The sequence below is a fragment of the Bacillus sp. 7705b genome (assembly GCF_002289525.1).
GTDB classification, from domain to species: domain Bacteria; phylum Bacillota; class Bacilli; order Bacillales; family Bacillaceae; genus Bacillus; species Bacillus halotolerans.
On record NZ_NSDH01000031.1, the window covers coordinates 1 to 24,885 of the forward strand.

The 24,885-nt window shown below is 39.2% G+C and carries 35 protein-coding genes and 1 pseudogene; 19 read left to right on the plus strand and 17 right to left on the minus strand.

What is annotated here, in order from left to right; genetic code table 11:
* The 4 genes from CJU60_RS12245 to CJU60_RS12260 form a co-directional block, all read right to left on the minus strand.
* Positions 1-90, minus strand: a 90-nt coding sequence (locus CJU60_RS12245; protein ID WP_176471081.1) for a helix-turn-helix domain-containing protein, incomplete at its 3' end; no start/stop codon positions are given.
* A 10-nt stretch (positions 91-100) separates the two neighbouring features.
* Positions 101-583: a DUF2975 domain-containing protein gene (locus CJU60_RS12250; RefSeq protein WP_095713911.1), complete on the minus strand. Its 483-nt coding sequence runs from the start codon at positions 581-583 to the stop codon at positions 101-103.
* A 323-nt stretch (positions 584-906) separates the two neighbouring features.
* Complete coding sequence (locus tag CJU60_RS12255; RefSeq protein ID WP_095713912.1) at positions 907-1,581, minus strand: SOS response-associated peptidase; 675 nt, start codon at positions 1,579-1,581, stop codon at positions 907-909.
* Positions 1,582-2,146: 565 nt separating this feature from the next.
* Positions 2,147-4,567, minus strand: a complete 2,421-nt coding sequence (locus CJU60_RS12260) for a peptidase G2 autoproteolytic cleavage domain-containing protein (protein ID WP_095713913.1) — start codon at positions 4,565-4,567, stop codon at positions 2,147-2,149.
* A 532-nt stretch (positions 4,568-5,099) separates the two neighbouring features.
* Here CJU60_RS12260 and CJU60_RS12265 point away from each other — a divergent pair.
* Entirely contained in the window at positions 5,100-5,405 is a 306-nt protein-coding gene (locus CJU60_RS12265; RefSeq protein ID WP_024121560.1) for a hypothetical protein, read from the plus strand.
* A 126-nt stretch (positions 5,406-5,531) separates the two neighbouring features.
* On the opposite strand, the gene CJU60_RS12270 is transcribed toward CJU60_RS12265, so the two are convergent.
* The 3 genes from CJU60_RS12270 to CJU60_RS12280 all read right to left on the minus strand — a co-directional run bounded on the left by CJU60_RS12270 (position 5,532) and on the right by CJU60_RS12280 (position 7,214).
* On the minus strand, positions 5,532-6,263 hold the full coding sequence (locus tag CJU60_RS12270) for a YrpD family protein (protein WP_141243781.1): 732 nt from the start codon (positions 6,261-6,263) through the stop codon (positions 5,532-5,534).
* Between the two features lie 364 nt (positions 6,264-6,627).
* The gene (locus tag CJU60_RS12275) at positions 6,628-6,831 is read right to left on the minus strand and encodes a spore coat protein CotC (protein WP_024121562.1); all 204 of its coding nucleotides are present in this window, start codon (positions 6,829-6,831) and stop codon (positions 6,628-6,630) included.
* Between the two features lie 194 nt (positions 6,832-7,025).
* Positions 7,026-7,214 (minus strand): twin-arginine translocase TatA/TatE family subunit, encoded by a 189-nt coding sequence (locus CJU60_RS12280; RefSeq protein WP_024121563.1) that lies wholly within the window; start codon positions 7,212-7,214, stop codon positions 7,026-7,028.
* Between the two features lie 262 nt (positions 7,215-7,476).
* Here CJU60_RS12280 and CJU60_RS12285 point away from each other — a divergent pair, with 262 nt between their 5' ends.
* Positions 7,477-7,875: a hypothetical protein gene (locus CJU60_RS12285; protein WP_059291751.1), complete on the plus strand. Its 399-nt coding sequence runs from the start codon at positions 7,477-7,479 to the stop codon at positions 7,873-7,875.
* Positions 7,876-7,966: 91 nt separating this feature from the next.
* Here CJU60_RS12285 and CJU60_RS12290 read toward each other — a convergent pair whose 3' ends face one another.
* On the minus strand, positions 7,967-8,401 hold the full coding sequence (locus CJU60_RS12290) for an SRPBCC family protein (RefSeq protein WP_095713915.1): 435 nt from the start codon (positions 8,399-8,401) through the stop codon (positions 7,967-7,969).
* Between the two features lie 367 nt (positions 8,402-8,768).
* Between CJU60_RS12290 and CJU60_RS12295 the strand changes: the two genes are divergently transcribed.
* The 6 genes and pseudogenes from CJU60_RS12295 to CJU60_RS12320 all read left to right on the plus strand — a co-directional run bounded on the left by CJU60_RS12295 (position 8,769) and on the right by CJU60_RS12320 (position 13,496).
* Positions 8,769-8,957, plus strand: coding sequence for a hypothetical protein (locus tag CJU60_RS12295; RefSeq protein WP_059335696.1), 189 nt, complete (start codon positions 8,769-8,771; stop codon positions 8,955-8,957).
* A gap of 69 nt (positions 8,958-9,026) precedes the next feature.
* Complete coding sequence (locus tag CJU60_RS12300) at positions 9,027-9,827, plus strand: hypothetical protein (protein WP_095713916.1); 801 nt, start codon at positions 9,027-9,029, stop codon at positions 9,825-9,827.
* A gap of 4 nt (positions 9,828-9,831) precedes the next feature.
* Positions 9,832-10,451, plus strand: a pseudogene (locus tag CJU60_RS12305) (DUF4166 domain-containing protein).
* Entirely contained in the window at positions 10,445-12,076 is a 1,632-nt protein-coding gene (locus CJU60_RS12310) for a YndJ family protein (protein WP_095713917.1), read from the plus strand. The pseudogene CJU60_RS12305 and the gene CJU60_RS12310 overlap by 7 nt, the downstream one beginning before the upstream one ends.
* A gap of 110 nt (positions 12,077-12,186) precedes the next feature.
* Positions 12,187-12,498: a hypothetical protein gene (locus CJU60_RS12315; protein ID WP_095713918.1), complete on the plus strand. Its 312-nt coding sequence runs from the start codon at positions 12,187-12,189 to the stop codon at positions 12,496-12,498.
* Positions 12,499-12,737: 239 nt separating this feature from the next.
* On the plus strand, positions 12,738-13,496 hold the full coding sequence (locus CJU60_RS12320; RefSeq protein WP_095713919.1) for a poly-gamma-glutamate hydrolase family protein: 759 nt from the start codon (positions 12,738-12,740) through the stop codon (positions 13,494-13,496).
* Between the two features lie 22 nt (positions 13,497-13,518).
* Here CJU60_RS12320 and CJU60_RS12325 read toward each other — a convergent pair whose 3' ends face one another.
* The 3 genes from CJU60_RS12325 to CJU60_RS12335 are packed head-to-tail and all read right to left on the minus strand — an operon-like array spanning position 13,519 to position 14,479.
* On the minus strand, positions 13,519-13,971 hold the full coding sequence (locus CJU60_RS12325; RefSeq protein WP_095713920.1) for a YndM family protein: 453 nt from the start codon (positions 13,969-13,971) through the stop codon (positions 13,519-13,521).
* 8 nt (positions 13,972-13,979) lie between these two features.
* Positions 13,980-14,279 carry a spore coat protein gene (locus tag CJU60_RS12330; RefSeq protein WP_059335692.1) on the minus strand — a complete coding sequence of 100 codons (300 nt, stop codon included), beginning with the start codon at positions 14,277-14,279 and terminating at the stop codon, positions 13,980-13,982.
* Entirely contained in the window at positions 14,276-14,479 is a 204-nt protein-coding gene (locus tag CJU60_RS12335) for a DUF892 family protein (RefSeq protein ID WP_024121571.1), read from the minus strand. Before CJU60_RS12335 ends, CJU60_RS12330 begins: the two co-directional genes overlap by 4 nt.
* A gap of 196 nt (positions 14,480-14,675) precedes the next feature.
* Here CJU60_RS12335 and fosM point away from each other — a divergent pair, with 196 nt between their 5' ends.
* Positions 14,676-15,098 carry a FosM family fosfomycin resistance protein gene (gene fosM, locus CJU60_RS12340; RefSeq protein WP_095713921.1) on the plus strand — a complete coding sequence of 141 codons (423 nt, stop codon included), beginning with the start codon at positions 14,676-14,678 and terminating at the stop codon, positions 15,096-15,098.
* An 81-nt stretch (positions 15,099-15,179) separates the two neighbouring features.
* Positions 15,180-15,608: a hypothetical protein gene (locus CJU60_RS12345; protein ID WP_095713922.1), complete on the plus strand. Its 429-nt coding sequence runs from the start codon at positions 15,180-15,182 to the stop codon at positions 15,606-15,608.
* Between the two features lie 393 nt (positions 15,609-16,001).
* On the opposite strand, the gene lexA is transcribed toward CJU60_RS12345, so the two are convergent.
* Positions 16,002-16,619, minus strand: a complete 618-nt coding sequence (gene lexA, locus CJU60_RS12355) for a transcriptional repressor LexA (protein ID WP_010334405.1) — start codon at positions 16,617-16,619, stop codon at positions 16,002-16,004.
* A 156-nt stretch (positions 16,620-16,775) separates the two neighbouring features.
* On the opposite strand from lexA, the gene yneA reads away from it, so the two are divergent.
* The 6 genes from yneA (at position 16,776) to CJU60_RS12385 (ending at position 21,136) form a co-directional block, all read left to right on the plus strand.
* Complete coding sequence (yneA, locus tag CJU60_RS12360) at positions 16,776-17,087, plus strand: cell division suppressor protein YneA (protein WP_059291742.1); 312 nt, start codon at positions 16,776-16,778, stop codon at positions 17,085-17,087.
* A 17-nt stretch (positions 17,088-17,104) separates the two neighbouring features.
* On the plus strand, positions 17,105-17,758 hold the full coding sequence (locus tag CJU60_RS12365; protein WP_024121575.1) for a YneB family resolvase-like protein: 654 nt from the start codon (positions 17,105-17,107) through the stop codon (positions 17,756-17,758).
* A gap of 63 nt (positions 17,759-17,821) precedes the next feature.
* Positions 17,822-18,055 (plus strand): DUF896 domain-containing protein, encoded by a 234-nt coding sequence (locus tag CJU60_RS12370; protein WP_024121576.1) that lies wholly within the window; start codon positions 17,822-17,824, stop codon positions 18,053-18,055.
* Between the two features lie 174 nt (positions 18,056-18,229).
* The gene (gene tkt / locus CJU60_RS12375) at positions 18,230-20,233 is read left to right on the plus strand and encodes a transketolase (protein WP_024121577.1); all 2,004 of its coding nucleotides are present in this window, start codon (positions 18,230-18,232) and stop codon (positions 20,231-20,233) included.
* 152 nt (positions 20,234-20,385) lie between these two features.
* The gene (sirA, locus tag CJU60_RS12380; protein WP_095713923.1) at positions 20,386-20,832 is read left to right on the plus strand and encodes a sporulation inhibitor of replication protein SirA; all 447 of its coding nucleotides are present in this window, start codon (positions 20,386-20,388) and stop codon (positions 20,830-20,832) included.
* A gap of 85 nt (positions 20,833-20,917) precedes the next feature.
* Positions 20,918-21,136, plus strand: coding sequence for a YneF family protein (locus CJU60_RS12385; RefSeq protein ID WP_003221221.1), 219 nt, complete (start codon positions 20,918-20,920; stop codon positions 21,134-21,136).
* Between the two features lie 73 nt (positions 21,137-21,209).
* Here the strand turns inward: CJU60_RS12385 and ynzD are convergent, their stop codons facing one another.
* On the minus strand, positions 21,210-21,383 hold the full coding sequence (gene ynzD / locus CJU60_RS12390) for an aspartyl-phosphate phosphatase YnzD (RefSeq protein WP_024121579.1): 174 nt from the start codon (positions 21,381-21,383) through the stop codon (positions 21,210-21,212).
* A 220-nt stretch (positions 21,384-21,603) separates the two neighbouring features.
* Between ynzD and CJU60_RS12395 the strand changes: the two genes are divergently transcribed.
* The 3 genes from CJU60_RS12395 to CJU60_RS12405 all read left to right on the plus strand — a co-directional run bounded on the left by CJU60_RS12395 (position 21,604) and on the right by CJU60_RS12405 (position 23,335).
* Positions 21,604-22,311 (plus strand): cytochrome c biogenesis protein CcdA, encoded by a 708-nt coding sequence (locus CJU60_RS12395; RefSeq protein ID WP_095713924.1) that lies wholly within the window; start codon positions 21,604-21,606, stop codon positions 22,309-22,311.
* Positions 22,312-22,400: 89 nt separating this feature from the next.
* Positions 22,401-22,763, plus strand: a complete 363-nt coding sequence (locus CJU60_RS12400) for a response regulator (protein ID WP_010334411.1) — start codon at positions 22,401-22,403, stop codon at positions 22,761-22,763.
* Between the two features lie 80 nt (positions 22,764-22,843).
* Positions 22,844-23,335 (plus strand): CcdC family protein, encoded by a 492-nt coding sequence (locus CJU60_RS12405; RefSeq protein WP_082687905.1) that lies wholly within the window; start codon positions 22,844-22,846, stop codon positions 23,333-23,335.
* 30 nt (positions 23,336-23,365) lie between these two features.
* Here CJU60_RS12405 and CJU60_RS12410 read toward each other — a convergent pair whose 3' ends face one another.
* The 4 genes from CJU60_RS12410 to sspO all read right to left on the minus strand — a co-directional run bounded on the left by CJU60_RS12410 (position 23,366) and on the right by sspO (position 24,821).
* Positions 23,366-23,794: a DUF2621 domain-containing protein gene (locus CJU60_RS12410; RefSeq protein WP_024121582.1), complete on the minus strand. Its 429-nt coding sequence runs from the start codon at positions 23,792-23,794 to the stop codon at positions 23,366-23,368.
* Between the two features lie 231 nt (positions 23,795-24,025).
* Positions 24,026-24,418: an outer spore coat protein CotM gene (gene cotM, locus CJU60_RS12415; RefSeq protein ID WP_095713925.1), complete on the minus strand. Its 393-nt coding sequence runs from the start codon at positions 24,416-24,418 to the stop codon at positions 24,026-24,028.
* A gap of 78 nt (positions 24,419-24,496) precedes the next feature.
* Positions 24,497-24,643, minus strand: a complete 147-nt coding sequence (locus CJU60_RS12420; RefSeq protein WP_003221237.1) for a small acid-soluble spore protein P — start codon at positions 24,641-24,643, stop codon at positions 24,497-24,499.
* A gap of 31 nt (positions 24,644-24,674) precedes the next feature.
* On the minus strand, positions 24,675-24,821 hold the full coding sequence (sspO, locus tag CJU60_RS12425) for an acid-soluble spore protein SspO (RefSeq protein ID WP_003221239.1): 147 nt from the start codon (positions 24,819-24,821) through the stop codon (positions 24,675-24,677).
* Positions 24,822-24,885: the final 64 nt, after the last annotated feature.

Genomic DNA, 24,885 nt, shown 5'->3' on the forward strand with positions numbered 1-24,885 from the left:
AGCCATCGTGATTCCAACCTTCTCAGACAGTTCCGTTACGCTCATTTTCCTTTTAGCCAGCATCACATCAATATTGATTATAATTGCCATTGTTTTCACCTCAGACTGTTAAATCATTTTCTGATTTTATATCTATAGCTTCTTGCAAAAGCCTTTGGAGAACAGCAGCAAAGACTGCGATAACCATTGAGGCAAAAATAAGGACCAATCCGATTAGTATAATACCTGGAGCGTCGTCCATCTCCGCGATGAGATAGAAGAGTGGCATGCCTGCCACAAGTAAAAAACTGATGGTGATTGCACAGTATTTTATTTTCTTTAAAGCTCTTACTGATAATTTCGAGAAAGCTTTATTCCGGTCAATATAGCTTAAAAGTGTAAAGGCTTGATACAGAGCGAAATAAAAAGGTATCGCCGCTGCATACAAATCGATATAAACAAGATATTTCAGATAAGAAATATCTGGATACAATTCCTCTGCAAAGTTCGCTATCTCCGGCACTAAAAATATGCACAGAGCAAGAACTGGAATTCCAATAAGAATAACAGCTATCTTTAAAAAAAGTGTTGATCCTCGTTTCATAAAAAGCACCTCACCTAATATTGTCGATTTGAATTTAACATATTATTTATCGTTTCACAATAAAAAAGTATTGATATAGATTATTTTCTTGTTGTTTTAAAACTATCCTTTTCACTTTGAACAAGAAAAAAGCACTCCTCATAACAGAGAAACGCTCTATATCTTTAATCGATTCAATTTAAAAATTGGGCAGCCGACTGAATCATTGAGTAACTATGGTTTAAAAATAACGCATGGCACATAAGGGGTTGTTTTTGAATCATGTACACGTTCGTTTATTTTGCTTAGGCGAAGGTGATATATAAAGCAATCTGGCAGGGTACTTAATGGGCTTCAATAAGCTCAGGTGAATTGTTTTTAGGTGAGTTAACTAATGATGAAACCTGGTATGCTTCCATGTCATCAGCATCATATGGCAAAAGCAAGCTTTTGAGAAAATCGGGATCTGTATTTTTAGGGTTCAGCCATTCTTTTTCATGATCGTGACTCAATATAACCGGCATTCGATCATGGATATTTTCCATAAGCGCATTAGGTTTTGTCGTAATGATTGTGCAAGTGTAGAGCGGGTAACCTTCAGGCGTATTCCACTTTTCGTATAAGCCGGCAAAAGCGAACAGATTGGATGATTTCAGCTTGATTCTCATAGGAATCTTAGTTTTTGGATCAAGGCGTTTCCATTCATAAAAACTGTCGGCCGGAATGATGCAGCGTTTGCTGACAAGCGGTTTTCGAAAGCTGGGTTTCTCGGCCAATGTTTCAGCACGAGCATTGATCATTTTATAACCGATCTTTTCATCTTTAGCCCAAGGAGGAATGAGACCCCATCTTAATTTTCCAAGGCGGTTGCTTGATCCATCATTAATAATGGTAAGGATGTTTTGTGATGGCGCGACATTATAGCTGGGGTGATATTCGTCTTCAGGCAGGAAGTGACCTATGTTGAATTGCTCAATGATGTCGTCAAATTCTGAGAATAAAGTGAATCTGCCACACATGTTCATCATCCTTTTGGTTTTTTGAATATTGTACAGGGTTGGTATATGAAAATCAAAAAGGGGAGTATGATGCAGCAAGTGAAGAACGAATTATTTGAATAAAAAACATAGGGGAAATCAAAGATGCGGAAACATTCAACGTTATGCGTAGCAAGAAAGCTTTAAGGCTAAAGATATAAAAGTCGTTCCAAAGATTTAAGAGTTATAAAATGATATGTATAAAAAAGGTGAGTACCTTGTATTGGATAGTATTAGCACCTTAATCGGAATGCACGGAATTTTTAAATACTGATGTAAAAATGCAATGTTGGTTAATGTTAACCTTCCCGGAAATGTGAAGAAGGGAATAGGGATCAAAACAAGGATGTTTATAAAATGATTGTGATTTAGGTTTACGTATTTTTGATTTCTAATGAAGTGGTCATGAAGCCCAAGTTTCAAGAAAATGAGCCTGAATCTTGGGCTATTATAGCTTGAGATATCTTGATATTAAACCAACAGGAAATGAAAAAAACTGATATCATTTAATCTTTCATCAGTATAATGAACTTGTTCCAGACTCTCACTATTTAATGACGGTGAGTGCGATGCCATACCCTCTTTCCGGAGTGTAAATGGTAGTGATTTTCATTACTTTCCAGGTTCCTTCAGATGCTTTTGTTCCTATCCCATTATGCGCAGTAAGATAGTCTCCTTGGCCCACAGTTTCGTCAATACGTACATAATGCTGTCCCGCCAGTCCAACCACATGCCATTCGTCCCTTACAGCCCGTGAATGATAAGCGGTCTCCAGCGCTGCATCATAGTCTGGATTTTGTTTTGGCACACGCATCAATTCACCGGTTTCCTTGTCGATCAGATCCTCATAAATGAATCCGCCAAACTCATTAGTCAAATAGCGGTCCTGCCAGACGAAGCTGGATGCTCCTGAAATGAAAGCTGCTGTTTCCGAAATAACTCCAAGCATATAATCACCCACGTGGGCGGGCGCTATTTTTTCACCTCTTAAAGTTACGATTGTACCTGTCTGGATTAACTGCCCAGTTGAACTCTCAAAATACTCTCCATATCCATTTAAGGAAGAACTGATCGCTCCTGCAAATGTCCCGTTTCCTCCAACTGAGTCAAGAAGCCATTTCATTGATTGATGGCCTCCTGCCACGGTGTATGGTTCTTCCAGTATAATACTTTCAGAAGACAAAATTGTTCTTGAAACATTGTTTCCTTTAATATGGGCATTGTTTGAAGAAGCGATTAATGCCCGGGAGCCTTCTGTGCTAGAGCCTCCTGAAGCGCCGATGACCGCATTTCTTTCTCCCTTCGCCGTAATGTCTCCGGTACCAGCGATAACTGCGCTCGTTTGGTTAAAGGCGAAGCCAGAGGTTGTTGCAAGCTGTGCGCCGCCTTTTAAATTAATGGGTACATGCTGGTATGTTTGACCTTTGATGGTGACCGCCGCACTATAACCTTCTGCCTGTACACCGAGAATGACGGTTTGATTATTAGGCGACTGAATTCCGACCGCTCCATTATCAGCAATCATTGTACCGTTTAGTATATTCACATTATAGAGACCGCCACCGATTGAAATTCCTTTTGGAGCAGATTGATAAATATCAAAGTTTGAAATTTTAATATAATCAGTTTTATTTGACCCGCCTGATAAATGAATATCAACACCGGCTTTTTTAAATCCGCGAATTTTAATACCGTTAAGGGTGATATTCTGACTGCGGTATTGCAAAGCTACGATAGGATTTTCCTTATAGTCATAGTCGGGATCACCAATTGCTGTGAATCCGCTTACATTAACGTTTTTATATGCTGAAACAACTAGCGCTCTTGGCGTGACAGCTTCATAAAGAGAGTTGAAAACCGGTTCAATTGCTGAACAATCAATGAGTGTGACATCATAAGCCGTTGTGCTTTCAGGATCCGTGGCTTGATGATGACCAATATGACGAAGATCAAATGCCCGGACATCACGATAAGAAACATGGCCGATGATATGGACATTTTGAGAGGCTGGCCACATTGCATGCGCTTTAACCTCTACTCCACGAATGTTTCCGCTTGTAAAGTTATTCAAAAGCCACACATGCTTAGACCCATCGTCGATTTCTATTCCGTTGGAGTTGGATACACCCTCTGCAAACTCCGTTCCTCGCGGATTACCGGAATGGCAATTTGAAATAAAGATGTATTCACTATAATGGGTAGTAATGCCGTCGTCTCCTGAACCATATGCCACACAGTTATCAATCCAAATATATTTTGAGCCGTCTTTAGTCCAGTCGGTATCAGGTAAATGATCGTACGTTGGGGATGTAATATCAATACCGTGAAGACCTGCGTTAATGGCTTCCACGTCTCTAATCCATCCATATTCAACTTTAGCAAAAGTTAAACAGCTGGAGAATTGACCACCAGGATTTTTCACACCGCATTGTCTATTAGGATTCCAGTCTAATGACATTCCTTGAACAAAAATATTGCGGTTCCCATTTTGGTAATCATCATTTGTGATTACCCATTCATGAGCGGGAGTGTCTTCATGAAGTTTAATTACGGTAATTCCTTTACCTTGCCCTACAATTGTTGTCCAGGACGGAAGTTTAATCCCTTGAACCAGATATTCTCCGGCAGGAACATTTACTTTGACGCGACCATTACCGATTGCTTTTCGAAAAGCTTCTGTATTGTCTCGTCCATCGGGAACAGCTCCGAAGTCTTCCACATTTACTTCCCGGGTGATTTTACTTAAAAGCTTATGGTATTCTCTGTCAAGACGTTCTTTTAAAAGAGAGGTGATCTCTCCTTCTGCCGTCACCCTTGCGTCAGTAACTTCGACGTTTTGATCTGTAACGGAATGCTTAATAAGGTTTTGCATTCTCTCCTTGACATGTTCAATTTCAGAAGTATATTCCGGGTGTGACTCAGATTTGGCGTTTAGAGAAGGATCTGGGTAGTTTTTAAAATGAACCATTCTAAAGACACCTCTTTCTTTTAATATAAGCGCAGTTTTCAGTATTGCAGTTTCTGTAGCGCCTTTTGCGCTTATCTTTCCAATTCTGTATTTGTTGCTAGAATTCCTTTTAAATCCATATTAGTTTTCAAAGATAAGTAAGTCTTGAACAAGAAATCGATGGAAAATAGGGAAATTAGTTAATGTCTATAAAAGCAGTGGCTCAGATTCCAGCGCTGATTTAAAAAATGGGACTATAACAAAAGAAAAAATACTAAAATTAATGTAAGGAAAGATGTCATTAGCCCTTTTAATTTAAGAAAAGATTCACTCCAACTCCGTAGCAGACTTGAATACACTTTACCTATTCGGTTTCGTTAGAGAGCCAAGGTATTAAAAGAGTCTGATTAGCTTCTGCGGTGTATTCAATGGTAGTAGTCATTAAGGGGCAAGAGAAATTGAAAACATTTAAGTAGGGGAAATTCAAGCATTGACGCACGTTAAGAAGTGTTAATATGTACCGGATTAAATATATGAAAAAGATGAGAGAAGAATAAAAAGACTTGCCTTGTTATCAAGTTTTACTGCTATTGTCATCTCAATCATCGGACAGCTGAATGGAATGTTAGACGATTCTTATGCAGTGGGTAACGCAGGGTTCGAAGATGTATTAGTAGGATTGATTAGCCTTCTTATTTTTATTGACAGTCAAGAGATGACAAAAAGTTTTATCATAAGTTCAAGTACAATTTTAGGTATTCTAGGAGTAGGTTTTTTATATTTCCCAGCTGCATTAATCAACATTTTAATAGCTTTTAAGCTAAACAAGAAAAAAGAGAGGGAATTTATTAATTCGTAAAGAGAGAAAATGTGGTAAATGATGACATCATAGTATTGGAATCATCATTTTATTCAGTGGATTGAATTTTTAGGTTATACAATAAAAAAGGACGCCGGCATTGCCGGCGCCCTTTGCAGCAATTCCTTATTTATTAACAGAAATCGTGACATTATTTCCAGAAGGGAGGACTTTTGCAAAATCCTGTGTATCTACGACAGGTGTCACTGCTTTATTGTCGATTGTGATATTGTTAAAAGTTGTTGAAAAAGTTGCTTTAATGGCAGAGCGCTGGCTTTCAGCTGAAACCGCAGCGGTGGCAAGTGTTTTCCATTTCGACAGAGTGCCGATGTTTGTTTCTTGAATTTCCATGATAATACGTCCGGTATAGCCGTCATTGTTCGTTCCCCAGAGGGTCATGCGAGTATTCCCGTTCAAGTTTTTGTAGATCGTCATTTGCACTGTGCTTCCGGGACGAAAGCCTTTATTATAAGTGAATTTCTCTTTTCCTTCGATATACGTTTCAGCATTTTTAGAACCGACTTTCATGAGCGGTTTCCAGACGTTGTATTGTTTGCTGTACTGAAGGCCGATATCTGCCTCAGTTCCGTTTTTTGCGCTAAAGCCTGAATAAATATAAGGGGTAGAGACAGAGTCTTGGATGTTCACAGTGTCGGGAAGCTTAATTTTAGCCGTGAATACAGCGCCTGTACTGTTTAGGTAGGCGCGTCCGCCGATTCCCTTAGGCAGCTGAGAAGCCGCTTTTGCCACTTGAGTGTCTGCTCCTGGAAGACCTGGAACTCCTGGAACTCCTGAAGAAATAGTTCCGAAAAGAATAGCTGTTCCTACTGCACCTGCAATTAATACTTTTTTCAACAAAATTCCCCCTTTTAAAAGTGGTTTCGCCAATTATTATACCTTATTTTGGAACTTCTTTTATTAAGATAAATCGACAAAATCGTTAAAATCTCTTGTTTATGAAGGGGTTATGTTTATATATTGACACCATAGATCTAAAAATAAACTAATTAAACTATGTACCAAATGTTCAATTTTTATTAAAAAATCGGCATTAAGGAGCAAATAATAATTGTAAGACATTCACCAAAGGTAAAAAAGCTTTATCCTTTTTTAACAAATTAGACCTATGATTCGTTTAGACATTGAAGTTACATAGTTTTTTCTGCAAAAAAACCCCCGGCCATTGACCGGGGAAGCAAAATTGAGGAGATTAAATGGAGTTTTAGCAGTGTTTCTTACGCTTTTTATACTCTACAACGTAGTCATAGTCTTTTTTGTCGTGATCATAATGTTTTTTGTCATAATCACAGTAGTAATCTTTTTTGTCATGGTGATCATAATGTTTTTTGTCATAGTCGTAATACTTCTTGTAATACGTTTTCTTAACCGTATAATACTCTTCTTTATATTTTTTGTAATAACCCATAAATACCCCTCCTTTTATGATCATACGCTTTATTATATGGAAGTTAGAGTTTGCGGATTGGACAGTTTAAATTGCAAAAGTAAAAAAGGGCTGTCCAAAAAAAGAAGTTGAGGAATAATCAGAGGAAAACTGAGGGATCATGCAGAAACAACAATATAAAAAAAGCCGATATGCATCGGCCAAATCATTTTACCTTACATTTGCTTGTCTTCTTTGTTTTCTGAACCACTACTTCTTATGTCTTGAGTCAATCCGCTGGTCGCTTTTTTAAATTCTGATAAGGCTTTTCCGGCAGATCGGCCAAGCGCAGGCAGCTTATCAGGACCAAACACTAAAAAACCCACAAATAAAATAACTAAAATTTTTGTGACGCTTAATTCCATGATGCTTCTCCTCCTCTTGTTTGAAGTACGAACCCTTATTAACAAATTATAAAAGATGGCGGTTCAAATGAGAATACGTCTGTTTTGAATATTTTGTATAACACAGGCGAAGGGAGAATGATGTGATTTCTTCAGGAAAAAATGCTGATGATAAAACGTATGAAGCTTCCAATGCCATACACATACCTGCAATTTTATTTAAAGGGGGGTGATATATATAACTGTAAGTTCCCATGATCAAAATAAGGGGGAGATATTAATAATGAGATGCAATAAGCTAATAGGGTGCCTGTCTGTTTTCATGTTCGCTGTCGCTTTTCCATTATCTGCACATGCAGAAAAAGCGGGAACTGCTGGAGCCGGAGAGTGGGATAAGCTTGGGACTTACACCTATACTTATTCAAGTCCGACGGTATACTCGAGCGGAGGCGATTTTAGAGTTTGTCTTTCAGGAAGTACACCTTTCTCCGTATCGCTGCATCTATATGAGGATGATGCTGGTGACAACCCTGATGAATATGTGGGTTCTAATTATTTTTCACCCGGAGAATGTCATACCTTTAGCAGTATCGGGAAATTTGTAGATGGAAGCAATAACAAGGCAGAGTTCTTTGTTACTGATTACTCTGGTAAATCAAAAACAGTTACGTTTTACGATTGATTCGGAGATACAGTTCAGTGAATATAACTATGTCATGAATAAAAGAGAGAGGGAGCTCTCTCTTTTTATACTGTATGAGCAATGAAATACCTTACTCTTGAACAGCCTTGCGAAGTCGTTCATTCACAATGCCTGTCCAGCCGCCATCCATCTTATCCCGAATGACTGAGCTTTTCTCGTTTGCCTTACCGATCATTTCATCAGGCTTCTTCCAACCGCTGTGGATGAGAGTGAATTCTGTTTTGTTCCCTACGTCTGTTAATTGAAATGTAACAATCCATCCATCAGTATCCCATTCAAAAGAAAGCTCTCCGGGAGCATGAACCGTCAAAACTTTGCAAGGTGATGGTCCAAATGGTGATTGTAAATGAAATTTATATTCTTCCTTCAGCTGAAAATCATTCGGCATAAACCACTTGGCTATGCCTTCTGAAGTTGAGACTGTCTCCCAAACCTTTTGAATAGGCGCCTCTAATGTTACATGTTTCGTAATGTCCGGTAATGTTTTTTCTTGATATTTATCCATATATTGCTCCTCTTTATCCAATATATACTTTCAAGCAAATTTTATATCATCAAACGAAATCATGTCCATAGTGAGCATGAATTATGCTGAATCTGTTGTCGGCAAGTGTTTCATTCTATAAATTTCACGATCTTGATGATTTGTCTGGCTGCAATATGCTTTTATTAACATAGATTTCTTTTTAATCAATTAGCATTTCGGGTATTTGTGCACTGATCAGTTTTGTGTTATTGGCCAATGTGCTGTTTTTCTGAAAAAAAAGAAGAGCATAGCATATGTCTCAGGCATTTTGGCTGTAGTTAATGAAATTATGCTGATATCTCTGCTTTTTCTATCGTGATAAGAATGTAAAGAAGGAGGGTTCTGCGTGCTCGGAAAAATAAAAGCGGCCATTGATAATAGTCCGGGAAAACCCGCGAAAATTGTAGTTAATGAAAGCACACTTCAGCAGTTAAAAGAAGAGATGCGTTTTGTTTACGTTTCCAAACCTAAAACCATTATGGGGATACCTGTGGAGGTTTCAGATGATGTAGAAGGCTTTGAACTCAAATTTTAACGTTAATATATTTTAATACTATAAATATGCTAATATAGGAACTGCTAGAAAAAGAAGGGAGGAGGGGCTGTGAAACAGAAGCCGATTTATGTCGAAATCGAGATGATATCTGACCTGGACAAGCTTTGGGAATATACGCAAAACCCATCGCTACATAAGGAATGGGATCTGCGGTTTTCTGACATTACATATTTACATAGAAGCGTAAATGAAGCGCAGAGGTTTCTTTACGAGACAAGAATTGGATTTGGATTAAAGGTGTCAGGTGCTGGTGAAACCGTGGGAACGAAATTGCATTCCTCTCAAAGAGTATCCTCCCTGGCCTTTTCCTCCAACCATCCGTTATCCCTGATTAAAAAAGGCAGCGGGTATTGGAAATACATACAGCATGATAACGGGAAGCTTACATTTATGACGCAGTATCAATATGAAACGGCATATGGCTTTCTAGGAAGATGGATTGACCGTTTATTATTTCGGCCGCTGTTGGGGTGGGCAACAGCATGGAGTTTTGATTCATTGAGACTTTGGATTGAACAAAATAAACATCCGAAACAATTGATCCGTTATGCGTTTGTCTATATGCTGACGTGCTTGTTTTTTAGTCTGTTTTGGTTTTACCACGGGTTTATAGATCTTGAAACGAACAACATGGCAGGAGCTGCGAAGATAGGATTGGGCATTTTATGGCTGAGTCCATTAAAGAGAAAATGGACACTTCATGCTGTGCAGACCTGTATCTTTGCTGTCTTCGCTTTTCTAGATGCTGGAATATATTCTTTACTGTTAAGTGTGATTACTGCGGCAAGCGGCTTGATCAGTCTCCGGCTTCCAAGTGCTCGGCATACGAAACGAAAAAGAAAGAAGTGAAATGGTGAGTTCAATATATAAAAAAACAATTATAAATTATCATCTATTACATCCCAAGCTGCAGAAACGTTATCAATTAGACAGGTCACATACATTCAGCGGAAGAGGAACGATGTCAGAAATAAGCGGAGGTTCTTTTTTTGTCAGAATGCTGCTGAAGTGCGGAGTGTTTTTTAGATGTTTCTTTTCAGAAAGAGGAAAGGACATCCCTTTTACAATTAAAAACAGAACATGTCTTACGAAGCAGGAACATACGGGGATTGAATGGAATCGGACTTTTCTCTTTAAAGATAAAAAGCGTTTCTTTGATGCAGTTATGGTATACGACGAAAATGAAAAACGAATACTTGATTTTTTCGGTCAACCTCATATTCTGCTGTCCGTTTTAACTTTTGAAGCACTCTCTGACGGGTCTCTCCACATTACATCAGGAAAGCAATGGCTATTAATATGCGAAAAAAAATTCCTTTGCCAAAATGGCTGGGCGGTAATTCCACTGTTTGCGAAACTTTTGATGAAAGCAACAACTGTTTCACTATTCAAGTTCATGTGGAAAATGCAATTCTGGGAACTCTTTTTTATTATAAAGGGACGTTTCAGGAAACAGAGGGAGAAGTATGTTAAAACGAAACGGCATCATTAGTGCGCTTTGTTTCATTTGGTTTCTTGTATCTGAAGCTCCCGACATATCAGTTGCGGAGGCGCTTGTCTTGTTTTCCATTCTCTTTTTTGTGCCGGGAATTTTTCCTTTTGTTTTTCATCAATCAGCTCACAGGACTATTCAATTTTCGGAAAAATTATTGATGCACATCTATCCGGCAGCAGCTGTTTTCGCGGTATTAGCCCTTGTGACCGACGTGGGGTATTTTGCACTGATCTGGTGGATATACACTGCTTTGTTGGCTTTATATGGTTTGTTGCGGCTCTTGAAAACAAAAATACATAGAATCGAAGAAACATCTATTTTATTTGGACTCGTTTATTTAGGAGGAGGGGGATTTTGGTTTTTTGCCTATGCTGCGCATTTACATATCCTGCACTTCGGTCCTCTTATTATTTTGCTCACAGCGGTTCATTTTCACTATTCTGCTTTTCTGATCCCGATCTTTAATGGTTTACTTGGCAGAGTCAATAGAGAAAAACGGGTTATGTACGGTTGGGTGACATGGATTATTTTACTGTCGCCGCTCCTTATCGCACTCGGAATAACATACTCAAAAACACTTGATATCTTGGCGGTTGGTATCTATATGGCGGCACTTTATCTTAACTCATACTTAATATTTAAGACAGCTTTTCGCAGTAAGACAGGAAAAGTGCTTATCCGACTGTCTTCTGTCGTGTTAATGATAACGATCTGTTTCTCTTTCATTTACTCTTTTGGTGTATTCCGGCAAGAAGTCACGCTGACCATCAGCCAAATGATTTGGATACACGGTGTCGTGAACGCATTCGGTGTTATTTTGCCGGCTCTTGCAGGATGGAGAAAAGAAAATCCTCAGCTATCGGATGCGAGTGTCAAGGTTTTCAGCCGTATATACGGAAAGAGAACAATCGGAAAGAACTTTTTGCACAACATTCACGCTGAAAATAACATTCAATATAGCGGACTTGTGGATGATATGAGAAGCCTTCGTTCAAACGATTTTTCACCGGAGGATTTGACACCGTTGATTGTTTCTTTTTATGAACAGACGAAAGATTATGAGGTAAAAGCAAAAGTGACGTGGAGCACTTGGTTTCAGCCCTTTGCGAAAATGTATGAATACATCAGCAAAAGAACCGGACAAATACATCTGTCAACGAATCCCGACTGGTATAGGATGCACAGTACAATAAAAGGTGTCCATTCAAAAAAAGACGGAAGAAAAAAGGTACGTGCCTGGATCAGAACAAATGAAAAAAGCGAAACCATTTTCACCGCGCTATATTCTGTATATCGCTCAAAAGGGGAAGGGTACATGAATATTTCTCTGCCGCTTCCTTTCAGTAACATGACAGGCATTTTAAAGCCTTATCATCACAAAGAGAACCTGATTTTGACCAGCAGGCGGAGAAAAAGCGGTGCTGGGGATGAAGGGATTTATCTTAGAACAAAAGTCGGGACCTGCCCGCTTCCATTATCTGAAACCTTTCTTATAAAGGCTCCGGCGGGTGCAAGCAGGTTAACAGCTGTTCACGAAATGTGGCTGTTTGGGATTCAATTTCTAACTGTAGATTATGACATTACATATTGCCCGTCCAAATGAATAATATAAAACAAAGACAATAGTTCATCTGACAGTCTCTCGTCCGGTAAACAATCGGTTCGGCACATTTTCATGCTGCACCTCATACAGACGGGGAAGGAAGGGTTTTTATGTTTTATATCAGTTTGTTTCTGATTGTATGGCTGGCTGCGGGATTTGCAGTGGGGATGAAGCAAGTTTATGTCGATCAGCTATTCGATAAAGATGTAATCGAAAGGCTTGAAAAAGAAGCAGGTGACTATGATCTTGTTGACCGTTTTATCAAACACCGTTTCATTTATATTGCAGCAGTGACTTTAAGCGGATTTATTGCTGTTTACAGTGAAATAAAAGCCATGCCGCAAAAGCAGAGAATAAGAAAAATTGAAAAAGACCTTAATAAGCTCAATAAAGTAAAGAAACGCAGGAATAACAGAAAGTAAAAGGTGCACAAGCCAGCAGGCGAGTGCATTTTTTTATTTAATGGGGGAATGAGAATAAAGCCGGTGCGATCTTACTTTTTTGCTAAGGAGTATAAATTCATAAATGTGAAGAACAGCGCCCGGGCTAATGGTATATAATATTGTGAATTTAACAAAAATTTAACAAGGAGGACGAGATAATTCGTGCTAAAGCCTCAAAGAGTCCAGCATCCTGTGTTTTTGGTTTTGAGGCGGAGTAGATGAAACCGGCCAAAGTATCCCTGCTCCGCCGTTTGCTCCATTCCTTGAAGCATGTTGATTGTAACATAGTCAAACGTTTTCCATCAACTTTAAAAAATGTAAAATTGTTTTTAATTTTCTTGTTGTTTGTTCCGGTTTCTTCTGTATATGCAGAGGATATCTATCAGAATTTCGAGGAACTAAAGAATCACGAAGATCCTTCAGATTATAACATTGCCACAAAAGAAACCGGCAGCTCTGTGCTTGTTTTAGCTATTCACGGAGGAGGTATTGAAGGCGGCACAAGTGAATTAGCGAGAGAGCTCAGCAAAGAATATTCCATGTATTTGTTTGAAGGTTTGAAGACGTCTGGAAATTCAGTACTGCATATAACAAGCACACATTTTGATGAGCCTCAGGCACTGAAGCTTGTAGCAAGTCATGAGTATGTCATTTCATTGCATGGATATGCAGGAGAGGACCAACAGATACAAATCGGCGGAACAGACCGATCAAGAGCGGCAGAATTAGTTTCAAAACTGCAAAAAGCCGGTTTTCCGGCTGAATTGCTTGGTACGGATCATCCGCATGCAGGCGTAAGTCCAAACAATATAGCGAATAAATCAAAAACCGGTTTGAGCATCCAGTTAGAGATGAGTACAGGTTTCAGAGAATCTTTGTTTGGCATCTTTTCTTTAAAAAGCAGATCCACGACTCAAAATGAGAGGTTTTATGATTTTACAGAAGTGATGACCCATTTCATAGAAAACAGCTATTAAAATAAGGAGGCTTTGCGCCTCCTTATTTTTCGTCCTTCTGATCATTGGCTTCAGGAAACAATTCATCTGATGCCTCAGTTTGATATTGCAAGGTGTTATCTTTGACAGTCAGTTCGTTTCGGAATGTTTCATCCAGCACATTTTTCAGTAAATACCGGTGAAAAAAATATTCAAAAACAGTAAGGCAGACAGACGCAATCAGAGCGGCTGCAAACGGTGAGAAACCGTTTCTAGTTTGCGTTTCAAGAAAGACCCAAAGAATAACGAGTGAAAGTCCGAAGTCAGCCAGTGAAGCTATCATATTGCTGGTTCTCGGCAAGATCAGGATGTCACCGGAAAGGTATGTTACAAAGCTTAAGAAAAATGCGATAAACAGCACACTTAAAAAGGAAGCATGGTAAACTCTATCCAAAATCACATACAATAGGGCAAGAGTTAAAGCTGTCTTAGAAGCAAGAGCGATAATATGTTTCATTTGATCACCTATATTTGTGGCAAATCTTTAGCGGTATCTGCAGCCTCAAGATCGACACTTATTTGCTGAGTTAAATCTTTAGAATGATAAAAACCCTTTGCAGCCATATAATGAAAAATTTGTTCATGGGTATTCATCGCGTCATGTAAATATTGCTGCAGCGTTTCCCTGACTTCTGGGGAAGAAGATTCTGTGATGGCAGCTGCAATATTCCTTACGCCTGTCTTTGCCGATATTAAAAAATCCGTTGCGATCACTTGTTCGGTCATGCTGCCCATTCCGGCTAATTTTTGAAAGAACTCATTCACGCTTGTTCACCTCTCACTGACAGCAATTCCTGCAAACGCGCAACCTGCTGTTTTGTTTTTTGAGCATCCTGCTCAAGAATACTCTTTAATTCTTCATCTTGTACAAGTCCCGTCATGGTTGAAGATTTTGTCAAACAAAGATTCTTAAACGTAAGCAATTCGTGCAATTCCAACGTTTCATGAAGGCCGTAGCCATTCATAATGGTCATTCCCTTCTGAAGTAATATGGTTTATTTTGAACAAATTGTTTTTGTTTACACTGGTATTTTTTGCTGGTCGTTTGAAACTTTCTGGCTGCAATGCCCGTACACAAGGGGTGGGGTGAGCTTCTGTTAAAATAATCAATTATTCACTGGTTTTTAATCATCTATCTTTAAATACTAAGGAGGAGACACAGTGGAGATCAAAGGGATCAATCACTTGTTATTTTCTGTTTCTGATTTACTGACTTCCATCGAGTTTTATCAAAATGTCTTTGATGCTAAACTACTTGTTAAAGGAAAGAGCACTGCATATTTCGATTTAAACGGCATATGGCTGGCTCTCAACGAAGAGCGTGACATTCCCAGAAATGATATTAACGCTTCTTATACCCATATCGCTTTTACAATTGAGGAAAGCAAGTTTGAAGAAATGTCCGCAAAATTAAAAAACCTTCATGTTACTATTTTGTCTGGGAGAGAACGAGATGTACGTGATCGAAAATCAATTTATTTCACTGATCCTGACGGCCATAAATTTGAATTCCATACAGGAACTCTTCAAGACAGACTTCAATATTATAAGCAAGCTAAAACCCACATGGATTTTCACGATTGAAAAAGTACGGGAAACAGAGCAACAGGGAATATACATATTTATCTTATGGGGTTAATATATGGTAAAGGAGGGGGATTGCAGTTGAGAAATAAAATATTGCTCATGACAGCTGTTTTGCTATGTGTTTTTGGAACCGGGACCATTCATGCAGCAACTTCACATTTTGAGCATAAAACCGACTTTATTCTAAATGACGGAACAAAAGCGCTTTATGTAGAAAACATTAGTGATGTACCGGCAATGGATTATTTTTTAGGATACCAATTTACGATATTAGGAGTGAACACTTGTTCAGTTAACATTAAGCTTCAGCGAATGGGACTTGCAGGGGATTATACTACGTTAAGCACAAAACAATTCACCGGTAATTGGTTTGACTTTAGCGCTCACGATAAGGTTTCCATTGAACCTTATCACCGGTATCGAATATTAGCTGAAGAACATTCAGAAAACTGTTCAAGTGTTCATGTAAAAGGCCGCTATGGTGTAGAATATTTTAATTTTGATTGATGCTCACATTTTTGAAAAGAAGTGAGCTTTTTTTGCGGAATAAATTAACTAAATAAACTATGTACTAAATATTCAGTATATTTCCTTTTGCCTCGCTCAATATAAAAGAGGAGAGTATAACTCATCTTTTCACGTCCGAAAATCGAAACATTTATAAGAAAAGAACGTCTAATTTTTTAAACAGCACTTTTTTTAAAAAAAGTTTCGTTAAGGAAAGAAAATTTCTTGACTTCAACAATTGAATGATGGATAATTATGGTGTAAACATGATGTTCTTTTTCCTCCTATTCAGGTTCGCACCTAAGCCAGGGCGAGCCTGCTTTTTTTTAAAACAAAACCCCCACTCCGCAAAGGAAGAGGGGGTTTATTCTTTGTAACTGATAGTTCAATAGTTTAATGGACAGTTCTGAACACACCAATTACTTTTCCTAATATGCTGACATTCTGCAGTATGATCGGAGCCATGGTTGGATTTTCAGGCTGTAAGCGAATGTGTGTATCCTCTTTATAGAAACGTTTTACCGTAGCTTCATCATCTTCTGTCATCGCCACTACGATTTCACCGTTATTCGCCGTGTTTTGCTGTTTTACAATAACATAGTCCTTATCAAGTATACCTGCGTCAATCATACTGTCACCCATGATCTCCAGCATAAACACATGCTCATCCGGAGGAACCATACGGTCAGGAAGCGGGAAGTATTCTTCAATGTTTTCAACCGCTGTAATAGGTGAGCCCGCCGTTACTTTTCCGATTACCGGTACATTAACGACTTGGCTTTTTGGAATCTCTACTTCTTCATCCAGAATTTCTATCGCTCTTGGTTTTGTCGGATCGCGTCTAATCAGCCCTTTTGTTTCCAAACGGGCCAAATGGCCGTGGACAGTAGAACTGGACGCGAGGCCGACAGCCTCTCCGATCTCTCTAACCGAAGGCGGATATCCTTTTGATTTAACCTCTGCTTTAATAAAACGGAGGATATCAAGTTGCCTTTTTGATAGCTTCGTCATTTTTTGCACCTCTAAACGTCGATTTTAAATAGATTATAGCATGATTTTCCTGACAGTACAAACATAGGTTCGAAAAAAACAATTGACAGAAACGTTTGTTCGTATATACTGAAATTATAAAAATGCGAACAAACATTCTTGTCGGAGGTTGTTATCATGAATAAAGAATCTATTATTTTTGTCGGCCTGTTCACTGTGATTCTAAGCGTGGTTATCCTTCTGTTATCATATACAAGCAGCGACCAGGAGCTTAATCAATATGTTAAAATAAAAGTTCAGTCTGGGGATACGCTCTGGTCGCTCGCTGATCAGGTGGATGACTCAAAAAAGATAAATAAAAGTGATTTTGTTGAATGGGTAGCTGAAAAAAATAATCTCCAGACGTCTGAGATTCAGCCGGGGGATGAATTGGTGATTCCATTAAAAAAGGAACACCCGGCTGCATACGAACTGGCTACTGTTAAATAGAGAGGAAAGGTAGAAAGGTGAAAGCACTCATTTATGCCCGAGTAAGCACAAATAAAGAACAGCAAGAAACCTCATTAAAGCGGCAGGAGGAGGAGCTTACGGCCATTGCTGCCGAGAACGGCATGGAAGTCGTCAAAGTGATTTCTGAAAAAGCCAGCGGATATGAAATGGACCGGGATGGTGTATTTGATTTGCTTGATCATATCAAGAATTCAAATATTGATGTGATTTTAGTTCAGGATGAAACAAGACTCGGCCGGGGAAACGCGAAAATTGCACTTCTTCATTGTATTTACAGGGAAGGTGTGAAAGTATATACGACCGCTCACAGAGGTGAGCTGGAGTTATCAGAGGCTGACTCTATGGTGCTGGAAATCGTCAGCATTGTGGAGGAATACCAGCGGAAAATCCACAACATGAAAATTAAACGCGGAATGAAACGCGCAGTGAAAAATGGTTTTAAGCCACAAAAGAACCTGAAAAACCAGCATGAAAACAGCGGAAAAGAAAGAATAGAAGTTCCGATCTCGGAGATTGTCCGGTTGAGAGCGAATAAACTGACGTTTGCTGAAATCGCGGCTACGTTGAGAGGTTTTGGCTATGATGTGTCAAAGGCGACAGTCCATCGGCGTTTTCAGGAATACATAGAGAATGAGCAGACAGGCGAGTGAATCAGTTGTAAAACTCCTCTTGTTTTAGTAGTATATAGACAAAATGCAATAAAGGAGTTTATCATGATTTCAAACGAAAAAATTGCCAGAATCAATGAACTTGCCGCAAAAGCTAAAGCTGGCGTTATTACAGAAGAAGAAAAAGCTGAACAGCAAAAGCTCCGTCAAGAGTACCTAAAAGGATTTCGTTCTTCTATGAAAAACACATTAAAAAGTGTAAAAATCATTGATCCTGAAGGCAATGACGTAACACCTGAAAAGTTAAAAAGAGAAAAAAATAATAACAGACTTCACTAATATAAGAGGAATACGGCAATATCGTATTCCTCTTTTGTATATACTACAAACAACAGCGCTTTCTTCAAGCGACAAAATTCATCAAGTTTCTCTCAAATTTAAGCTGAAACAGTTGAGAAAAAGTCGTCAGACATTTATGATGAAAGGGTACAACATATAAGGAAGGGGATTTTTATGGATACAATTGAAAAGAAATCAGTTGCTACCATTCGCACACTATCAATAGACGCTATTGAAAAAGCAAACTCTGGTCACCCTGGTATGCCTATGGGGGCAGCGCCAATGGCATATACGCTATGGACAAAATTTATGAATGTAAATCCGGCAAACCCTGGGTGGTTTAACCGCGACCGTTTTGTTTTATCTGCGGGACACGGATCAGCACTTTTATACAGCATGCTTCATTTAAGCGGGTATGATCTCAGCATTGAAGATCTTAAGGGATTCCGCCAGTGGGGCAGCAAAACACCGGGGCATCCGGAATTCGGACATACAGCCGGTGTTGATGCAACAACAGGGCCGCTTGGACAAGGAATCGCAATGGCGGTCGGAATGGCTATCGCAGAACGCCATTTAGCCGAAACTTACAACCGCGATTCATTCAATGTAGTCGATCACTATACATACAGCATTTGCGGTGACGGCGATTTAATGGAAGGTATTTCTTCTGAAGCCGCTTCACTTGCAGGCCATCTTCAGCTTGGCCGTCTGATCGTATTATACGATTCTAATGACATCTCCTTGGACGGAGATCTGGATCGTTCATTCTCTGAAAACGTGAAACAGCGTTTCGAGGCGATGAATTGGGAAGTTCTTTACGTTGAAGATGGAAACAATATTGAAGAATTATCTGCGGCAATTGAAAAAGCACGCCAAAACGACAAGAAACCTACATTGATTGAAGTAAAAACGACAATCGGTTTCGGTTCTCCTAACCGTGCCGGCACTTCCGGTGTTCACGGTGCTCCGCTTGGTAAAGAAGAAAGTAAATTAACAAAAGAAGCTTATGCATGGACGTATGAAGAAGATTTCTACGTTCCGTCAGAAGTATATGAGCATTTCGCAAAAACAGTAAAAGAATCCGGCGAGAAAAAGGAACAGGAATGGAATGACCAATTCGCTAAATATAAAGAAATTTACCCGGAACTCGCTGAACAGCTTGAGCTGGCTATCAAAGGGGAACTTCCGAAAGACTGGGATCAAGAGGTGCCTGTTTATGAAAAAGGAAGCAGTCTGGCATCCCGTGCCTCTTCAGGTGAAGTTCTGAACGGTCTTGCGAATAAAATTCCGTTCTTTGTCGGCGGTTCTGCAGACTTAGCAGGATCAAACAAAACGACGATTAAAAATTCCGGTGATTATACAGCGCTTGATTACTCAGGCAAAAATTTCTGGTTTGGTGTTCGCGAATTTGCTATGGGTGCAGCCTTAAATGGTATGGCGCTTCACGGCGGACTTCGTGTATTCGGCGGAACATTCTTTGTCTTCTCTGATTACTTGCGTCCGGCCATTCGCCTTGCTGCATTAATGGGTCTTCCTGTGACATATGTCTTTACTCACGACAGTATCGCGGTCGGTGAAGATGGACCGACTCACGAGCCGGTTGAGCAGCTTGCTTCATTACGCGCAATGCCTAACCTTTCTTTAATCCGCCCTGCAGACGGTAATGAGACAGCAGCGGCTTGGAAGCTTGCGGTGCAGAGCACAAATCAGCCAACAGCGCTTGTATTGACACGTCAAAACCTTCCTACAATCGACCAAACAGCTGAAGAGGCATTGGCTGGTGTAGAAAAAGGTGCTTATGTTGTTTCTAAGTCTAAAAACGAAACACCTGACGCTCTTCTCATCGCTACGGGCTCAGAGGTTGGCCTCGCAATCGAGGCACAGGCAGAATTGGCGAAAGAAAATATTGATGTTTCTGTCGTCAGCATGCCTTCAGTAGATCGTTTTGAGAAACAATCGGATGAATACAAAAACTCCGTGCTTCCGTCAGATGTGAGAAAACGTCTTGCGATTGAAATGGGCTCATCATTTGGCTGGGGCAAATACACAGGGCTTGAAGGAGACGTGCTTGGCATTGACAAATTCGGCGCCTCCGCTCCTGGCGAAACCATTATCAATGAATACGGCTTCTCAGTTGCAAACGTTGTGGATCGAGTCAAAGCATTAATCAATAAATAAGTTTTTCAAAGGGGATGAGTCAAATCATCCTCTTTTTCTTGTTTATCCGACAAAAATAGTATTGGCTGTTTAACAGTAATAGACAATTCTTTCTTCTCTTCTTTTGTATAATAGAATGCAAATGAAATGCTGCTGGAAAAGGGGATGAGAAGATGGAACGTCACTACTATACGTACCTGATCAAAGAGGAATTTGCCAATCACTATTTCGGGCGGGAATCGGTTATGTTTGATCTGTTTCAAGACTATCATTGGACAAGCCTGACGAGGCAGCAGTATGAAATGACAGAGAAACAAATTCAATATATTACGAAACCCATTCCGATTTTACATATGCATCAGCGGTTAAAAATGAATTTGAACAATACAAACTATACACAGCTGGATTATATTTATAGATTATCTCTCCCAAAAGCAAAGGGACAAGCGTCTTTTATGATGAAAGAACACATGATTGAAATTGTAGCTAACGGAGATTACGAGGCGGAAACGATATTTTTTGAAGTTCTTCGCAAAGTAAGCCCTTGCTTTCTCGCAATGGATTTCAATACGAAGCGGTATGGGTGGTTAAATCCGGTGAAAGAAAGAAATTTTGTCTAAAACCGAAGAAAAAGAGATGTAAATGTTGTATAATAGCTTTTGGTTTAGTACACTTTAAACTAGACAACATGAAGGAGGAAATAAAATGACTTTATGGGTTGGCATCCTAGTGGGCGTTGTTGCACTGCTCATAGGTGTTGCACTCGGGTTTTTTATTGCTCGTAAATATATGATGAGCTACCTTAAAAAGAATCCGCCTATTAATGAACAAATGTTACGCATGATGATGATGCAAATGGGAATGAAACCTTCTCAAAAGAAAATCAATCAAATGATGAAAGCCATGAATAATCAAACGAAATAATACGTAAAGATTATGATATAGAGAAACATGGTTATAAAATAAAAAACCCTTTATCGGGTTTTTTATTTTGCAATCATTCATCACCCGCTACTGCTCGAAGGCGCTGCTTTTGATATTGTATGAGAAGATGGTCAAGCTCCTGACTGAGTTCTATCGTAATATGAGATGTCATTCCGTTCGCCATGACAATTTGCAGCAGCTCTGCTCTTTTTTTTTCAATTTCATTTAATAGATGCTCTCTAATCACAGGGATGTATCCTTTCATACATTAGATCTTCAAAAGTGAATGTTTATATTATATCCATATTTATACTAATTTTCAAATGAGAAGGAGTACAATGTCTCAATGTCAAATTAAATTATATAAGTTTTTTTTGAAAATAGAAATCCTTCGAGTGAAAGTGTTAAAAAAATGAAATGATTTTGTCATAACTTGAAGGAATGTCAAATCATGAAGGGATGATGACATGGGAGATGTGAATTATTTTCTGACATTCGGCGCGGGATTTTTATCATTTATTTCGCCTTGCTGCCTGCCGCTTTATCCGGCTTTCCTGTCATATATTACAGGAGTCAGCATGGATGATGTGAAAACAGAGAAACTATTGCTGCAAAAAAGAAGCTTGGCCCATACGCTGTTTTTTTTGCTGGGGTTTTCAGTGATTTTTATAGCTTTAGGATATGGAACATCTTTTATTGGAACCCTGTTTAGGGATTATCATGATGCCATTCGGCAAGTTGGCGCTTTGCTCATTATTCTGTTCGGTTTTATTACGCTTGGCGTGTTTCGGCCTGAAGTTATCATGAAAGAACGCAGAGTCCATTTTAAGCATAGGCCAGGCGGTTTTTTCGGTTCCGTTTTAATCGGTATGGCTTTTGCGGCCGGATGGACGCCTTGCACCGGTCCCATTTTGGGGGCTGTTATCACATTAGCAGGTACGAATCCTGGCTCAGCGATACCGTATATGATGCTATATGTTCTCGGATTTGCCGTTCCGTTTGTATTATTGTCGTTCTTCATTACGAAGCTAAAGTGGATCAGGAAGAATCAGCTTTTGATCATGAAAGCGGGCGGTGTACTTATGATTGTTATTGGGGTCTTGCTATTTTTTGACTGGATGAACTTGATCATTATTTTGCTGTCGGATCTTTTTGGTGGATTTACAGGTTTCTGACTGTTAAATTACTTTTGCACTACTACTAATCCTTTTGTTTTTGGTACAATAAGACTATTACCTGAGGAATTCGATTTTTGGAGGGGAATATGACAAGAGTTTTAGTTGTAGACGACGCCAAGTTCATGAGAGTAAAAATCAGAGAGATCTTGGAAGAGGCAAATTACATAATAGCAGGCGAGGCGGCGGACGGCGAGCAAGCGGCTGACCTGTATAAAAAACTTCGACCTGACTTAGTGACCATGGATATTACGATGCCGGTGAAAAATGGCATTAAGGCGCTCCGTGAGATCATATCCTTTGACCCTAAAGCAAAGATAATCATGTGTACCGCAATGCGCCAGCAAAGAATTGTTACAGAAGCCATTGAACTTGGGGCCAAAGATTTTATTGTCAAACCGTTTGAGGAGTCCAAAGTATTAGAAGCTGTCAACCGCGTTATGGGAAATTGATAGTCATTTCTTTTCAAAATGGTTTTTTTTATTGTTTTGGAGTATAGTATATAGTGTCAACACTCCGAGAAAACAAAGGAATGATAAGTATGATGATTATAGTTTCATCAATTGTAGCTGTTTTAATGGCTGCAGCTGTGATGGTGGTCAGAATTAAGTCTTCCGATAAGCCCGTTTCACCGAAAAAAATCATTCTCCCGCCGATTTTTATGAGTACGGGGGCGTTAATGTTTTTATTTCCGGTTTTTTGGGTAACGGGTGAAGAGTTTTTAGAAGCGATCACTTTAGGCGTGATTTTCTCTATTTTTCTTATAAAAACTTCAAAGTTTGAAATTAAAAATAATGAAATTTACATGAAACGCTCTAAGGCATTTGTCTTTATATTAGTCGGCCTTTTAGTGATCAGAATTGTGATGAAATCAATTTTAAGCACATCGGTTGATTACGGCGCACTGAGCGGAATGTTTTGGATTCTGGCTTTCGGTATGATTGTGCCGTGGAGAATCGCCATGTATCTGTCATACCGAAAACTTCAAAGCGAGCTTCAGTCAGCAGACATTCAAATGAATTAAAAAACCTTTCCTCCTTGCGGGAAAGGTTTTTTATTTAAGAAGGGCCTGATAAGGTTCAATATCGATTTTCTTGTCTCTTAGATGTTTCTTTAAAAAGGTATGGTCTCTTTTCGGAGTAGCCAGAATATAACCTTTGATAATAAGCCGCTGATCAATCGCTGCTGCGTTTTCTTTTAATGCCAGCTCTCCGATTTTTCCGGCAATTTTTGCTCGAGCTATATCTCTGAACAGCTCCGGAACAGGTGTGACCAATTCATCGAGAAATTGTTTGTTTTCATTGCTCCATAGATGTCTGCTGTTTTCAATATAGTAATCCTGCCAATCCAGCTCAGATTTGCCGTCCTCTTTTGGTAAACGCTTTAAAAACTTTCGAAACATAAAAAATCCGCCGATTGATAACAAGACAATCATCGTGATCACCCAAAACAGAATAAACCACAAAAACCAGCCTTCCAGCATCAATCATTCCCCCTTATACTAACCATATTGTATATGAAGAAAGAATAGAAGAACAATGTTTAAAAAAATAGAAAAAAATGATAGACGTCTAGTCAAAAGAGATGGTAGATCATATTCTATTGTATAGTGAATCTGCTATTTGGCCATGGGAGAGTCACTAGAGGGTATTTGACGATAAATGGACGGAAAAAAAGTCACTTTCATTATAGGGGATGAAAGTGACTTTTGATTTTAGCTGAGAGGGAATTGAAGAGAAAAAGAAGAGCCATCATTCGTCTCTTTATTGACGGCAACTGTGAGAATTTGATTTTCGCATTCAGTCTCAATCGACTTGTCATTCAAATAAAAAGGAAGCATCATTTGTTTTTCAAGAGTCTGTTCCGAGGATTTAACCGTCAGGATGAACTCACATCCGGACAAGGTAATTGTGATTTGTGTCGGCTGTATAGACGACAGATCTGCTTCAATAATATATTGCTGACTTGTTTCATATAGATCAATAGGTAATGTTTCGTCGTACCAGGCGAACGGATCTTCAAAAAATTGCCGAAGCCATTCCTCCATACCATCGAAATCATTAGCATCGTTTCGTTTTGAATGGGTCATGGAAGCATTCCTCCATATATCAACCTTGCTTTAGCTTATGCAGTTGGTCAGAAATGGGTGAACGCATAAAAAAACAGACGCTAAGGTCTGCTTTTATTACATATCATGGCTTGAATTGTGCTTTTGTCTTGTGTGATTTCTGTTTTTCACTTTCTTGCTTCCGCTGAGGGGTTCCGGCTGACCCGGATTGTGTCCTTTAGGAGCGTTTTTATGCATATCTTTACTTGTATTTTTATTGGTCATAAAATGAGAACCTCCTTAAAAGAGTTCAACGTTATTGATTGGTTTTTCTTTTTTTGTTATTTTGGCGTTCTGCTTCAGTCAGTACAAGCTGATCGTTTTCTACATAGCCGGCGCCTTTGCCTTGGCTTTTCGCGTCATTCATCCCATTTATTACGTGATTTGCTTTTCGTTTGACCATCATTATCACCTCAATCATAATATGGCTTCTTTCAATGAGGAATATGAGAGAGTGCAGACAGTAA

What these genes read in the sequence shown, in the direction of transcription:
- CJU60_RS12250 (WP_095713911.1), bottom strand. Translation starts at nt 583, where the DNA reads ATGAAACGAGGATCAACACTTTTTTTAAAGATAGCTGTTATTCTTATT.
- CJU60_RS12255 (WP_095713912.1), bottom strand. Translation starts at nt 1,581, where the DNA reads ATGTGTGGCAGATTCACTTTATTCTCAGAATTTGACGACATCATTGAG.
- CJU60_RS12260 (WP_095713913.1), bottom strand. Translation starts at nt 4,567, where the DNA reads ATGGTTCATTTTAAAAACTACCCAGATCCTTCTCTAAACGCCAAATCT.
- CJU60_RS12275 (WP_024121562.1), bottom strand. Translation starts at nt 6,831, where the DNA reads ATGGGTTATTACAAAAAATATAAAGAAGAGTATTATACGGTTAAGAAA.
- CJU60_RS12280 (WP_024121563.1), bottom strand. Translation starts at nt 7,214, where the DNA reads ATGGAATTAAGCGTCACAAAAATTTTAGTTATTTTATTTGTGGGTTTT.
- CJU60_RS12285 (WP_059291751.1), top strand. Translation starts at nt 7,477, where the DNA reads ATGAGATGCAATAAGCTAATAGGGTGCCTGTCTGTTTTCATGTTCGCT.
- CJU60_RS12290 (WP_095713915.1), bottom strand. Translation starts at nt 8,401, where the DNA reads ATGGATAAATATCAAGAAAAAACATTACCGGACATTACGAAACATGTA.
- CJU60_RS12310 (WP_095713917.1), top strand. Translation starts at nt 10,445, where the DNA reads ATGTTAAAACGAAACGGCATCATTAGTGCGCTTTGTTTCATTTGGTTT.
- CJU60_RS12315 (WP_095713918.1), top strand. Translation starts at nt 12,187, where the DNA reads ATGTTTTATATCAGTTTGTTTCTGATTGTATGGCTGGCTGCGGGATTT.
- CJU60_RS12320 (WP_095713919.1), top strand. Translation starts at nt 12,738, where the DNA reads ATGAAACCGGCCAAAGTATCCCTGCTCCGCCGTTTGCTCCATTCCTTG.
- CJU60_RS12325 (WP_095713920.1), bottom strand. Translation starts at nt 13,971, where the DNA reads ATGAAACATATTATCGCTCTTGCTTCTAAGACAGCTTTAACTCTTGCC.
- CJU60_RS12335 (WP_024121571.1), bottom strand. Translation starts at nt 14,479, where the DNA reads ATGAATGGCTACGGCCTTCATGAAACGTTGGAATTGCACGAATTGCTT.
- lexA (WP_010334405.1), bottom strand. Translation starts at nt 16,619, where the DNA reads ATGACGAAGCTATCAAAAAGGCAACTTGATATCCTCCGTTTTATTAAA.
- yneA (WP_059291742.1), top strand. Translation starts at nt 16,776, where the DNA reads ATGAATAAAGAATCTATTATTTTTGTCGGCCTGTTCACTGTGATTCTA.
- CJU60_RS12370 (WP_024121576.1), top strand. Translation starts at nt 17,822, where the DNA reads ATGATTTCAAACGAAAAAATTGCCAGAATCAATGAACTTGCCGCAAAA.
- tkt (WP_024121577.1), top strand. Translation starts at nt 18,230, where the DNA reads ATGGATACAATTGAAAAGAAATCAGTTGCTACCATTCGCACACTATCA.
- sirA (WP_095713923.1), top strand. Translation starts at nt 20,386, where the DNA reads ATGGAACGTCACTACTATACGTACCTGATCAAAGAGGAATTTGCCAAT.
- CJU60_RS12385 (WP_003221221.1), top strand. Translation starts at nt 20,918, where the DNA reads ATGACTTTATGGGTTGGCATCCTAGTGGGCGTTGTTGCACTGCTCATA.
- CJU60_RS12395 (WP_095713924.1), top strand. Translation starts at nt 21,604, where the DNA reads ATGGGAGATGTGAATTATTTTCTGACATTCGGCGCGGGATTTTTATCA.
- CJU60_RS12400 (WP_010334411.1), top strand. Translation starts at nt 22,401, where the DNA reads ATGACAAGAGTTTTAGTTGTAGACGACGCCAAGTTCATGAGAGTAAAA.
- CJU60_RS12405 (WP_082687905.1), top strand. Translation starts at nt 22,844, where the DNA reads ATGATAAGTATGATGATTATAGTTTCATCAATTGTAGCTGTTTTAATG.
- CJU60_RS12410 (WP_024121582.1), bottom strand. Translation starts at nt 23,794, where the DNA reads ATGCTGGAAGGCTGGTTTTTGTGGTTTATTCTGTTTTGGGTGATCACG.
- CJU60_RS12420 (WP_003221237.1), bottom strand. Translation starts at nt 24,643, where the DNA reads ATGACCAATAAAAATACAAGTAAAGATATGCATAAAAACGCTCCTAAA.
- sspO (WP_003221239.1), bottom strand. Translation starts at nt 24,821, where the DNA reads ATGGTCAAACGAAAAGCAAATCACGTAATAAATGGGATGAATGACGCG.